Consider the following 13,072-nt stretch of genomic DNA (forward strand, 5'->3'; position numbering starts at 1 on the left):
GCTGAAATGTTTTAATTTGCGCTTTCAAACATGCTGAACCTGGATTTATGGAAGTAGTTAATGAAGCCACGTACCAGGCTGCCGTAAAGGTTGCCGGCACTATAGAAGCCCATTTCAGGAAACACCTTTCTGCCGCAAAAGCGGATGGAGAGGAAGACCTGGCCATTGTACCGGCCGCCCGCCAGGTAGAAAAAATTATCGATGTAGCTTTCTGGGCTAGTCTTCGTAAAGAAGAAGGAAATCCCATCCGCATATCATTGGCTTTTTTGCCGCCATCGCAGGCCGGCAAGCCGCTGTTATTTGAGAAACCAATATTACTCACGCCCCAGCTGCTCACCAAGCTGGCGCCGGGCGTAGAGCGCCCCGGTATACATATAGGCGTTTGGTTTGAAGGAGAAGAGTTATATGTATGGGGCACCACGATTAAGTTGCCCAACCTTTGTTTTGTATTAGATGTATCAGAACCGGGACTGCTGGTGGTGAAACACCGCCGCGCCGCCGGCTTGGGAAAATTTACCAACGTAGCCGTGCTCCGGGGCGACCAGGTAAAAGTGGTGAACGAAGACAGTGGCCTGCTGCCCGACAGTCCCATGATCTTAAAGTCGCTGCTGGGTGTTACCGCTTCCTGTTTTTGGAATAACGGGGTGAATGTACTGATACAGATTGCCGTATCAATGCGGGCACATAGGCGCGGAGGCATTTTGCTGGTAACGCCTTCCAATAGTGAGGCCTGGCGCGAGTCTATTATCCATCCGCTGCAATATCCTATTTCGCCGGCTTTTTCGGGCGTGGCCGACCTGTTGCGGTACGATGGTAAGAGTGTCACAGAAATTTTTTGGCAGAATGCCTTACGCCGGGAAGTAGAAAACATCACCGGGCTTACCGCCGTAGATGGCGCCACCATCGTCAATGACCAGCAGGAATTGCTGGCTTTCGGGGCCAAGATCACCCGTGCAAAGGATGCGAAGCCCATTGAACAGGTATTGATGGTAGAACCGATAGAAGGCGGCGTGCCTACTTTGCTGCATCCATCGGCCATTGGCGGTACCCGGCATTTGTCGGCTGCCCAGTTTGTGCATGACCAGCGCGATGCGCATGCCCTCGTGGCCTCCCAGGATGGCTATTTCACCGTATTTTCCTGGTCGGAGCACCAGCAGCTGGTACAGGGCCACCGCATAGACATATTATTGTTATAACAACGTGATGAAGGAACGGTATTTTATTATCAATAAACCCAGCAATATGGTGTCCCAGTTTATCAGCTCGCATGAGGTGCGACTGCTGGGCGAGCTGGATTTCGATTTTCCCGAAGGCATCCATGCTATCGGGCGACTGGACAGCGATTCAGAAGGACTATTAATTTTAACCACCAATAAAAAAGTAACCCGGCTGCTGTTCCAGGACAAGCCGCATGAGCGCACGTACCTGGTAAAGGTAAAAGGCGTAATGACCGAGGCCACCTTGCAGCGCCTCAAAACCGGGGTAGCCATCCCAATAGGGCGTGACGCCGTACATGTATCTACTCCCTGCCGGATCGATATCGTAAACCGTCCGGACGGTTTGTTTGATCATCCCGGAGAGTTACCGCACACCGTGCCTCATACCTGGCTGTTGATCACACTCACAGAAGGCAAGTTCCACCAGGTGAGGAAAATGGTGCTTGCGGTGAAGCACCGTTGCCAGCGCCTGATCCGGGTATCGATAGAAGACCTGGAGCTGGGAAATTTACAGCCGGGAGAAGTAAAGGAGCTGCCGGAGGAAGAATTTTTCCGCCTGTTAAAAATTGATAATTACAGAGATTAATAACTGGCACAGGGTCAATTTAGCTACAGCATTAGTGAAGATCACATTAGGTTAACGGATCGATTCTTATTACGTTTGCCTTTGGAATCATGCTTTAACGAAGATTATTATGAAGAAATTTTTATGGTTTGCCGGCGCCTGGTGTATCGGGCTGCAGGTTACTTTGGCGCAGTCGCCACGCTACCCGATTATTCCCTATCCACAACAGCTGGAGGCCAGGGCGGGCGAATTTGTAATTACACCGGCTACCAGCCTGGTGTTGCCGGCTAACCCATCTCCCTATATGATAGAAACCGCGCAGCTGGAATTGTTGTTGACCCAGGCATTGGGAAAACCATTGCCCACGGTGAAGAAAGCCGTGAAGGGCGCCATTGTAATGCGCCAGAACCCAGCACTGGCAGGAGAGGAGGACTATACGCTGGAGGTAAGTAGCCAGGAGCTGCTGATCACCGCCAAAGCGCCAGCCGGATTTTTCCGGGCCATCCAAACCTTGCGGCAGCTGATGCCCGCGGAAATAGAAGATCCCAAAGCGCCTGATCTGGAGCGTGTTGCCATCCCCGCAATGTCGTTGAAAGACCATCCTGCCTATGGTTGGCGTGGCATGCACCTGGATGTGGCCCGTCATTTCTTCTCTATAGATTACCTGAAGAAATTCATCGACCTGCTGGCCTTATATAAGATGAATAAGCTGCATCTGCATCTGACGGATGACCAGGGCTGGCGGATTGAAATTAAAAAGTATCCTTTGCTCACTTCCCAGGGAGCCTGGAGGGAGTTTAATAACCAGGACTCTGTTTGTATGGAGAAGGCGGTCAACAATCCCGACATGGCCATAGATACTTCCCATATCATTCATCAGGATGGTAAAACCCTTTACGGTGGCTTTTATACGCAGGAGCAGCTGAAAGACCTGATCCGCTATGCAGCGGCCCGTCATATTGAAATCATTCCTGAAATAGACATGCCCGGACATATGATGGCGGCCATCCGGTCTTATCCTTTCCTGGCCTGTAGCAGTGAAACCGGCTGGGGCAAAACCTTTTCCACGCCTATTTGTCCGTGTAAGGAATCGACCTTCGGCTTTGCCGAAGATATCTTCAGTGAAATAGCCGACCTGTTTCCCTCCAAATACATACACCTGGGGGCAGATGAGGTAGAGAAAACCAGCTGGGCTAATTCGCCTCTCTGCGCAGAAGTGATGAAGGCCAATAACCTGAAGACAGTAGAAGAGCTGCAAAGCTACTTCGTAAAGCGCATGGAGCAATTCTTTCATTCCAAAGGTAAAACCCTCATTGGCTGGGACGAAATTTTGGAAGGAGGAATCAGTCCTACCGCTGTGCTGATGTACTGGCGCGCCTGGGTGCCCGATGCACCCATAAAAGCGGCCCGTCACGGCAACCAGGTGATCATGACGCCGGGCAATCCGCTGTATTTCGATGGTACGCCAGACCGCAACGCTATTTACAATGTATATCATTTTCAGCCGGTGCCCAAAGGGTTAACCGCGCAGGAAGCCACCCATATCATGGGTGCGCAGGCCAACATCTGGACAGAATATATTCCTTCAGAAAAACGGGCCGATTATATGTTCATGCCCCGCATGACCGCCCTGGCAGAAGTATTGTGGACACAGCGTGCCGACTATGAAGGCTATCTCCGACGGCTAAACGAACAGTATAAACGACTGGATCTGCTCGGTGTTCATTACCGCCTGCCTGACCTGGATGGTTTTACGGAAGACAACGTGTTTGTAGATAAGGTAAACCTGCATATCAAAAAGCCATTAACGGATATGACTATCCGCTACACCACCGACGGTAGCATTCCGGATGAACATGCTACCATATTGCCGGATAACTACGTGATCAGTGAGCCACAGCAGATCCGCCTGGCAGCCTTTAGCCCGAGTGGCAACCGCGGCGACATTTACACCCTGCGTTACCGCAAAGAAGCCTACCGCCCGGCTACCGTGGTGAAAGATGCCAGACCTGGATTAAAGCTCACCTATTATAACGGTACGTTTAAGCGTGCCGCCAAAATAAAAGAGACGGCCGATAGCTCATTGCGTGTAGCCAATGCCGTTATCCCCGAAGGAATGGGTAAAGGCGGCGGTCCATTTGGTGCGCGGATCAACGGGTACATCAACGTACCCACCACTGGTATTTACAGCTTTTATCTCACCGTGGATGATGGCGGTATCCTTTATATCGATGACCAGGAAGTGGTGAACAACGATGGCTGGCATGCGCCTTTCCAGAAGAGCGGACAGGTAGCGCTGGAGAAAGGCTGGCATCCATTTAAAATTGCCTTTGTAGAAGGTGGTGGCGGATACACGCTGAAGCTGGAATACAGTGTAGATGGTGGTAAGCCGCAACCGGTGCCAGACAGCTGGTTTGGAGCAGGGAGATAAGTGTAGTTATTTTCGATAAAAGCAGAAAGGAGCAAGTATCTTGCTCCTTTCTGCTTTTATATTTTAGAGATGGTGGTTATAAATTTCCAGCGCCTCCTGGTCATCATACTCAAGGATTAACGCTTTTAGTTGCTGTAAAAGCTGCTGTTTGACCGCTACATACGATGGGTTGTTATATACATTTTTCAGCTGGTTCGGGTCTTTCTTCAGGTCGAATAGTTCCCAGCTATTGACGCCTTTATAGAAGCGGACCAGCATGTAATCTTTGGTGCGCAGCCCGAAGTGTGGCGACACATGATGTGGTTCCGGGTATTCGTAATAGTGATAGTACGCCGCTTTGCGCCAATCCTTTATGGGTTGGTGTTTTAGCAGGGGAAGAAACGAGCGTCCCTGTATTTCGGATGGTATTTTTGCGCCGGCAATATCCAGGATGGTGGGGGCCCAGTCAGTATTGGATACCAGGGCATCGAGTTTAGTGCCGGGTTTTATCACGCCTGGATAGCGTATGGCGAAGGCCGTTTTCAGCGATTCGTTATAGATAAAGCGTTTATCGAACCAGCCATGTTCGCCCAGGTAGAAACCCTGGTCGGATGCATAGATGACGATGGTATTTTTGCTCAACCCGGTACTGTCGAGGTAATCCAGTATTTTACCGATGTTCCTGTCGAGCGATTTGGCGGTAGCATAGTAGTCTTTCAGGTAGCGCTGGAATTTCCATTTCACCAGCTCTTTCCCGCTGAGCTTTTTCTCATCAAAATCTTTCGAGACCTTATCTCTGTAATAATGGTTGAAGGCTTGTTGTTGTGTTTCATCCAGGCGGTGGTATTCGCCCTGGCGAACATAAAATTCTTTCAGTTCGGTTTCGCTGAAGTTCCTGCCGGGGTAATTTTTCTGCAGCCATTGTTGCAGGCGGGGTTTATCCTGCTCATAGTGCTGCAGGCCGAAGGGCTGGTGTACTTTCAGGTCTTCCGCCAGGCGCATGGTTTTGTCGATGGTCATGTCCTGGTCTTTGGCAGCTTCGCGGGTATCGTAGGTATCGAAGAAAGTGGACGGGAGGGGGAAGTTGATCCCGTCGTAGGCGCCGAGGTCTTGTATATCCGGCAGCCACTCCCGGTGCGTTGCTTTTTCGCCGATCACGGCAAAGAAAGGCTTAGACGTATCCCTGCCCTGGAGCCAGTTGAAGAAGAAGTCGGAGATCAGGTTGGTGACATAGCCTTTGTAGCGAATGGTATCGTTGTTATTATTGATGAAATCGGGGTTGTAATAATGTCCCTGGCCGGGGAGGATATTGAAATAGTTAAACCCGATAGGGAGGCTGCCCAGGTGCAGTTTCCCTATCCAGGCGGTTTGGTAGCCGTTTTGCTGCAGCAGTACCGGGAATGTTTCCTGGTGTACATCGAAGGTTTTTTCATTTAGCGTATAGCCGTTCTTGTGGCTATATTTACCCGTGAGCAGGGTAGCCCTGCTGGGGCCGCAGATAGAGTTAGCCACCAGGTTGTTGGTGAGCAGGGCGCCACCGTGGGCGATCCGGTCGATGTTGGGTGTTTGCACGAGGCGGTTGCCGTAGGCGCTGATAGCCTGGTAGGCATGATCATCGGAAAGAATAAAAATGATGTTGGGTTTTGACTGTGCTATCGCCATGCCAGGCAACAGGAATGCTAATGCCAGGAGAATCCTTTTCATATATCGTCGGTTTGGTCGTTGTTGATGGATCCTTTTTCCATTCATGTTGGTGGAGCATGAATGCCGTTCCGTTGTTCGGGCGGAATGGGAGAGGATTGGAAAGTGGGCTAAAAGTAACATAGAAATCCAGTATTCGCAACTTTTGTGGGGATCTTTTTGTGGGGTCGTTTTTTACCGGCGGCAGATATTTCCTTATTTTTGGTACCGTATGCGTATTATCACCATTTTGTTGTTGCTGTTAACCATGGGCGTCAGTGCGTTTGCTACGGATGCGGCGCTGGCCCGAACATTGGAATCACTTACTTCCCGTCAAAAGACGATCCTTTATCAATATGGTACATTGAGTGCCTGGGCTTCGCCTGTGCAGACGGATAGTTTCTGGCGGGTGCACCAGCCGGAGCTGGGCAAGGTAACGCGGGAAGAAGCTGGCCTGCTGGCCACTGAGTTATTGAATAATACGGAGCTGGTGTATGCCATCAAGCATCCTTCGCGTTTACAGGCGTTGAGGGGTGTATTTACCGCTTCCCGGCTGTTAATCGGGCTGGCGGCGCTGGTGGGCGCTTTTGCCGTTATACAGCTACTGGGACGGTATTTGCCGGATGTATGGCGAACCTTGCTGCGGTATCTCTCTCCCTTATTCCGCTGGTTATTTTCTCCGAAGATGCTTACCTGGGAACTATTGATCCTGGGAGTAGCCGCCATCTACGGAGGCTCGCTGCTGGGGAACCTGGAGATTCGAACCGTTGTTATCCATACAGGGTTGGTGCTGCTATGGTCGCAACTAACGGCCATCTGTATACGAATCCCGTTTGTGAAGCACTACAGTAAGGTGATTAAAAATATTTTTGATGACGACCAATATACCCCCTTCCAGGCTTTCCGCTATGTGGGCGTGCCGGCGCTGATCACCACGGTGGCGGTATGGTGGGTGATGCAGCGTTGTGCCGACAGCTGGTATGCTTACGAGCTGATAGTGCCGCTCATGATTGCCGCATTTACCTTGCCGCCGGTGCGGATGATGGAAGGGTGGCTGAGCCGTGTATTGTTTCCCTTTGGCAACAGCCGGCGATGGAGGGCCAAAGATGAGCGTATGGCTACCTATATCGTGGTATCGTTAGTCGTGTGGGCTGGAATGTTATTGTTGCCGGTGGTATACAAAGAATCGCTGTTGGTGCTCACTATCTTCCTGGGATGTGCGTTGCTGGGCTTGTCGATCGAAGAGGTAACGAATTGCGGTATTCCCAACTATATATGGTTACAGCTGGTAACGCTGGTATTTTTGTGCGCCGTAGTGCTGGCAGGTGCGCAGCTGGAGGCGTTGTTACTCACGTGGGCAGGCCTGGGAGGCTTATTGCTGTATGTGCTGATCAAGTACTGGGAACTGCCCATGGTACTGGGTTGGAGCTGGAAGAATAAGAAGGCCTGGGGCGCGTTGGGCATGGCGGTGCTGATATGGGGAATCGCGTTGCTGATACGTTCGCGGCCGGAATGGTTTGCGATATTCCCGGCAAAAATTTAATGCAAAATTTGATGTAAAAGCGTATTTTTGCGCACCTTTCTGCATCGTATTTAACTTATTTTAAGATACGCGTAGATCTGAATAACGTACTGACAAGGCTTCTCAGGGCCTCCAAGGCGTTTGCAGGGTCTGCGCTTTTTTATTTTTTTCCTGCCAGACTAGTACCAAACCCCTTTACACCAGATATACAGGCGACTAACTACATTTTTTATGAGCGGTTATGAATCGCCGGAAAAATGTAATAAATTCATTAATTGTATTTTGTACGCTTAATCGATTTTAAATCACGTTATGGTGAAAGCACTCGCACTCCTGACATTGCTGGGCTTAGGCAGCAGTGTGGCCGCGCAGCAAAAGGCGCCGGCCTACCCGTTAATTACACATGATCCTTATTTCAGTATCTGGTCGGCCACCGATGAGCTGAACGGCAGCGCCACCAGGCATTGGACCGGTACTACCCAGGCGCTTACCGGCCTGGTAAAGGTAGACGGCGTTACCTACCGCATTCTCGGTAAAGATGAACCCAGTTACCAGTCGCTCGTACCCACCAGCGACGAACGGCCTTACTCCGTAAAGTACACTGAACAGGCGCCCACCGGCGACTGGATGCAGGCAGCCTATGACGATAAAGGTTGGAAAACCGCCGCAGCACCCTTTGGCGATGAGCCGGCCAAAGGAGGTACACCCTGGAAGAGCCATGATCTGTGGACCCGCAGAACCTTCGATGCAGGGAATGTGGCCAACGCAGACCTGTTCCTGAAAATCTCCCACGATGATAATATTACCGTATACCTCAACGGTGAACAGATCTATAACTTAAAAGGCTGGCTGAATAAATATGTATACATTCCTATTCCCGAAGCCGCCAAACAAAAGCTGAAAGCCAAAGGCAACGTGCTGGCCATTCATATAGAAAATACCGCCGGTGGCGCTTTCCTGGATGCCGGTATTGCCCGCCTCATGCCGCCACCTGCCGGGCAAAATATTGAAAAGGCCGTACAGACCAGCGTTAACATTAACGCCACGCAAACCATATATACCTTCACCTGCGGCAAAACAGATGTAACGCTTACCTTCACGTCGCCATTGCTGATGGATGACCTGCAGCTGCTATCCTGTCCGGTATCGTATATTGCGTACCAGGTAGCCGCCAATGACAACGCCGCCCACCCCGTACAGGTGTACTTTGGCGCTTCTTCCGATATCTGCGTAAACGTGCCCTCACAGCCCGTTACCGCTTCAAAATACACCAACGGCGGCTTGTCGATCTTAAAAGCCGGCACCAAAGAACAGCCCATCCTGAAAAAGCAAGGCGACGACCTGCGCATCGACTGGGGCTATATGTACGTAGCCGCCCCCAGCGCCGCCCGCCCGCAGCAGTATATCAGCACCGCCGCCGATGCGGCTGCCGCCTTTGCCAACGGTAGCACGGCCAGCACCACTTCCGATAAATCGCTCCTGCTTAGTACCGCCGTTGACCTGGGCGCCGTCACCAGCACACCTAAAGAACAACTGTTCCTGCTCGGCTACGACGACCTGTACGCCCTGCAATACTTCCATACCAACCTCAAAGCCTGGTGGAAAAACGACGCTACGCAAACCATCGACAAACAACTCAACGCCGCCTACAGCGACTACGCCACCATACTGGCAAAGTGTAAACAGTTCAACGAACAACTGCACAACGACGCCGTAAAAGCCGGTGGCGAAGCATATGCCGCCCTCTGCGAACTGGCCTACCGCCAGTCCATTGCCGCACACAAACTTGCTAAAAGCCCGCAAGGCGACATTCTTTTTCTCTCTAAAGAAAACTTCAGCAACGGCTGCATCAACACCGTGGATGTTACCTATCCATCGGCGCCGCTGTTCCTGCTCTACAACCCTGACCTGCTGAAAGGCATGATGAACGGCATCTTCTACTTCTCAGAAAGCGGTAAATACACCAAGCCCTACGCCGCCCACGACCTGGGCACCTATCCCATCGCCAACGGACAGGTATATGGTGAAGGCATGCCCGTAGAAGAATCCGGCAACATGCTCGTATTAGCCGGCGCCATCGCCCGCGCAGAAGGCAATGCCAACTACGCCAAAAAACATTGGGCCACCCTCACCACCTGGGCAGAATACCTCATGAAAGAAGGCTTCGACCCCGCTAACCAGCTGTGCACCGACGATTTTGCCGGTCACCTGGCCCGCAACACCAACCTTTCCCTGAAAGCCATCGCCGGCATCCGCTCTTACGCCATGCTGGCCCGCATGCTCGGCGATGCCGCCACCGCCGACAAATACGAAAGCGCCGCCCACGACATGGCCGCCCACTGGATACAACTCGCCGACGATGGCGATCATTTCAGTCTCGCTTTCGAAAGCAAAAACACCTGGAGCCAGAAATACAACATGGTGTGGGACAAAGTGCTCAACTTCCACCTGTTCCCCGCCAGCGTATACAAAAAAGAAACGGCCTTCTACCTCGCACACCAGCAGCCCTACGGCCTTCCACTCGACAGCCGTAAAACCTACACCAAATCAGACTGGATACTCTGGACCGCCGTGCTCACCGACAACGCCGACGATTTCCGCGCCCTCGTAGCACCCGTTTATAAATACGCTACGGAAACGACTACACGCGTACCGCTGTGCGACTGGCACGAAACCACCAACGGTAAAATGGTGGGCTTCCAGGCGAGGAGTGTAGTAGGAGGGTACTTCATGAAAATGCTTCAAGCAAAATTTAACCCGGATGCAGATAAATAATTCAAAATGAATTTGGAAGTAAAGTAGAAATTACTATCTTTGCACTCCGTTAAACAAAAACGGGGTGTATGATTCCCTAGCTCAGTTGGTAGAGCAATACACTTTTAATGTATGGGTCTTGGGTTCGAGTCCCAAGGGGATCACTGGAGAAACTTTAAAACCTGCGCGTAGCGCGGGTTTTTTGTTTTTGGTCTATTTGTTAGTCTATCAAAGTGTGATTGCGCTGTTTCGGCTTACTTAGTTTTATTTGGGTTGACTTGTCTATACTAGTTTACGATATTTTGATTTTAAGTATATATTAGTTTCTAGTCGCAATTCCAGCGGGATCACAAACAAGTTTTAAACCTCGCGCTAAGTCGCGGGGTTTTGTTTTTTAGTTGAGCGTTTAGTCGAGTTCCTTTTGTATAACCCCGATTTCTTTCCCGTACTTTATACAGGTTAATCGGCTTTTACTAAGATACGAAAAATCATACTTTGTTATTTGAGAATCTACCATTAAATCCCTCTATTATTGTGAAATAAATTGCAGCTGCGAATGTTATTCACCAGTTAATGCTTATTTCGTAAATTTTTTTTATATATATTTGATTCCCATTTTCGTTTATAGAATATCGTTATACGTCTTTTGATAAAGATTTTGTAAGATTTACTAGACCTGTAGTATTTATTTAGATTAGCTTTGGTCATAACAAGTATTTACGAACACGTTATTGGCGAGAGTGCACAAATTCTGTTTAAGTTGATTTCCCTTTACAATCCTTTTGGTTACTAGAATATGATAAAAGAGCATAGCTTAATTGCTTCAGTCGCACTTTTTGGCGAATTGTATAATAACAATAAATACAAAAGTGTTTCAGATATTATTGCAGAGTTTATAAAGGGTGCTATATTAGAAGAGCAGAAGTGGTCAGTAAACTCAACGGAATTGCGCAATTCGCTAATAAATATTTTTGAATTTACAATTCCTGAAGCTGTCCTTAAAAACACGTTGAAAACTAAGCTAAAGAAATATTGCATTTACAAAGATGGGGTGTATAATTTCGATTCCGCTTTTTTGAAGAAGAATTTTAGCCATTTTGACGATGAGTACAATAAAATAAATGCGTTTCAAAGTAAAATATTAGATGGATTATACAACTACATTGAAACTGATGCGGGAGTGCTTTTAGATGAAGAGGTAAAGGCGACGATTTTTGATGATTTTGTAAAATATTTATTGGATAACGGCTATTCCGAGACATATACTGAGCAAATAAGCACCTACATTGTCAAAAATCAACTTAATGATGACTTTGTAAAGTCCTTAAATACCATTAGAGAAGGGCTTATATTATATCAAGGAATCCGCTATACTTCAGATGTCAATGATTTAGGAAACTGGAATTCAGAGTTAACAATCTTTCTCAATACGGAACACCTATTTAATGCAGTTGGTTTTAATGGAGAAGTTTATAGACAGATTTTTAATGATTTCTATGATCTAGTTACCAAAATTAATCAGAAAAGCAGGAATAAGAACAACAAACGGTTGATAGAACTGGCGTATCTTCCTGAAACCAATAATGAGATAAATGAATATTTTGAGAAAGCGGAGCAGATAAAACGAGGTGAGCGAAAGTTAGATCCTTCCCGTCCCGCAATGAGGGCAATTATAAAGGATTGCAGAACTCCATTTGATATAAGACAGAAGTATAAAAACTTTATTACGGAAATTAATTCAAAGGGCATTTTTTTTCGAGAGACCGACTCTTCAGTTTACAATTTCCATCAGTACGTTGTAGAAGGAAAGAAAGATATTGATACATTTAAAAGAGAATCAAAGGAGCGAGGAAAGTTATTTAGCGAAGGGGATTTCGAACGTTTTGGAAAAATTTTCTCACAAATCAATTATTTTAGAAAAGGGCGTAACGATACGACATTTGAGAAAGTTGGGTTCATATTTCTTACAGCAAATAGTTTTGCCTTATGGCTATCTTCACATCCGAAAATAAAGTTTCATGAAAATGATCTTCCCTTCGCTGTATCTATTGAGTCTATTACTTGTAGATTTTGGTTTAAACTGTGTAAGGGATTCGGTGAATTTGTGTCCTTGCCAAAGTCACTAGGAATTGTTACAAAGGCTCAAATAATTCTGGCCTCTCAGGTAAATTCATCGGTCAGTAAACGTTATGATCAACTCAAACAAGAACTTTACGAAGGAAAACATAATGCACATGATTTCCAGTTACTTGTCTATGATCTCAGAGAGCATTCTAAATTACCCGAGGAGATTGATGAAAGTACAGTTGATGATTCAATTGACTTTATTTTGAATGAGGAATACATTGAAACATTCTATAAAAATCAAGAACTTCTGGCAAAGGAAAATTCCGATTTAAAGAATCAGGTTAAGGAATACGAACAAGAGAAGAGAAGAAGAGACGAAATTGCTTTGGAGCAAGAACAGCATAAGAAATTAGAACAGTTTATTAGCTCAAAAACTACTGACTATCAGAAAGATAGGAAAAGCGATATTTTCTATTACCTGAAAGCAGCTTGTTTGCTTTTTGCAGCGGCTCTTCCTATAGGACTTATTAAGGTAAAACCCTTTTCTGAAAAGCTAGATCAGCTTGGTGGTTGGGGCGTAATAATCATAATTTTTTTAGTGTGGTTGGGCTTGATTGAGGGATTTAGAAGGTCATATATTCATGATAAAGAGAAAATAAAGAGAGGTAGGGCCGCTTTGTTTCTATGGTTTAAGTTCCAAGCAGAAAAAGAACTATTCTTGGCACAAGAAAAATGGCGCCTAGAATTTCGTCAACAAGATAATGACCTCCCCCCAATAAATCGGGCCATTGAAAAGTAGAGAAATCGGGCAATAATTCATAATTTAAACATGAAAAATTGCTCATGAAAAAAACAAA

The 13,072-nt window shown here is 47.7% G+C and carries 7 protein-coding genes and 1 tRNA gene; 7 read left to right on the forward strand and 1 reads right to left on the reverse strand.

Going from position 1 to position 13,072, the window contains the following annotated elements:
• Positions 1-47 precede the first annotated feature (47 nt).
• The 3 genes from FHW36_RS16915 (at position 48) to FHW36_RS16925 (ending at position 4,213) form a co-directional block, all read left to right on the forward strand.
• Positions 48-1,196: a putative sensor domain DACNV-containing protein gene (locus tag FHW36_RS16915; protein WP_145670746.1), complete on the forward strand. Its 1,149-nt coding sequence runs from the start codon at positions 48-50 to the stop codon at positions 1,194-1,196.
• Positions 1,197-1,203: 7 nt separating this feature from the next.
• Positions 1,204-1,803: a pseudouridine synthase gene (locus tag FHW36_RS16920; protein ID WP_145670747.1), complete on the forward strand. Its 600-nt coding sequence runs from the start codon at positions 1,204-1,206 to the stop codon at positions 1,801-1,803.
• 109 nt (positions 1,804-1,912) lie between these two features.
• A complete protein-coding gene (locus FHW36_RS16925; protein WP_145670748.1) occupies positions 1,913-4,213 on the forward strand; it encodes a family 20 glycosylhydrolase in 2,301 nt (766 codons plus the stop codon).
• Positions 4,214-4,276: 63 nt separating this feature from the next.
• On the opposite strand, the gene FHW36_RS16930 is transcribed toward FHW36_RS16925, so the two are convergent.
• On the reverse strand, positions 4,277-5,896 hold the full coding sequence (locus FHW36_RS16930; RefSeq protein ID WP_145670749.1) for a sulfatase family protein: 1,620 nt from the start codon (positions 5,894-5,896) through the stop codon (positions 4,277-4,279).
• 208 nt (positions 5,897-6,104) lie between these two features.
• On the opposite strand from FHW36_RS16930, the gene FHW36_RS16935 reads away from it, so the two are divergent.
• From FHW36_RS16935 to FHW36_RS16950, 4 genes are all read left to right on the forward strand, one after another.
• Complete coding sequence (locus FHW36_RS16935; protein ID WP_145670750.1) at positions 6,105-7,415, forward strand: hypothetical protein; 1,311 nt, start codon at positions 6,105-6,107, stop codon at positions 7,413-7,415.
• Positions 7,416-7,706: 291 nt separating this feature from the next.
• Entirely contained in the window at positions 7,707-10,169 is a 2,463-nt protein-coding gene (locus FHW36_RS16940) for a glutaminase family protein (RefSeq protein ID WP_145670751.1), read from the forward strand.
• 70 nt (positions 10,170-10,239) lie between these two features.
• Positions 10,240-10,312 (forward strand) — tRNA-Lys (locus FHW36_RS16945).
• Between the two features lie 632 nt (positions 10,313-10,944).
• Complete coding sequence (locus FHW36_RS16950) at positions 10,945-13,014, forward strand: hypothetical protein (RefSeq protein ID WP_145670752.1); 2,070 nt, start codon at positions 10,945-10,947, stop codon at positions 13,012-13,014.
• Positions 13,015-13,072 lie beyond the last annotated feature (58 nt).

The sequence above is a fragment of the Chitinophaga polysaccharea genome (genome assembly GCF_007829335.1).
Lineage (GTDB): Bacteria > Bacteroidota > Bacteroidia > Chitinophagales > Chitinophagaceae > Chitinophaga > Chitinophaga polysaccharea_B.

Bases quoted from the DNA above. Each gene is read 5' to 3' on its own strand.
- FHW36_RS16920 (WP_145670747.1), top strand. From the start codon at position 1,204: ATGAAGGAACGGTATTTTATTATCAATAAACCCAGCAATATGGTGTCC.
- FHW36_RS16930 (WP_145670749.1), bottom strand. From the start codon at position 5,896: ATGAAAAGGATTCTCCTGGCATTAGCATTCCTGTTGCCTGGCATGGCG.
- FHW36_RS16915 (WP_145670746.1), top strand. From the start codon at position 48: ATGGAAGTAGTTAATGAAGCCACGTACCAGGCTGCCGTAAAGGTTGCC.
- FHW36_RS16940 (WP_145670751.1), top strand. From the start codon at position 7,707: ATGGTGAAAGCACTCGCACTCCTGACATTGCTGGGCTTAGGCAGCAGT.
- FHW36_RS16950 (WP_145670752.1), top strand. From the start codon at position 10,945: ATGATAAAAGAGCATAGCTTAATTGCTTCAGTCGCACTTTTTGGCGAA.
- FHW36_RS16935 (WP_145670750.1), top strand. From the start codon at position 6,105: ATGCGTATTATCACCATTTTGTTGTTGCTGTTAACCATGGGCGTCAGT.
- FHW36_RS16925 (WP_145670748.1), top strand. From the start codon at position 1,913: ATGAAGAAATTTTTATGGTTTGCCGGCGCCTGGTGTATCGGGCTGCAG.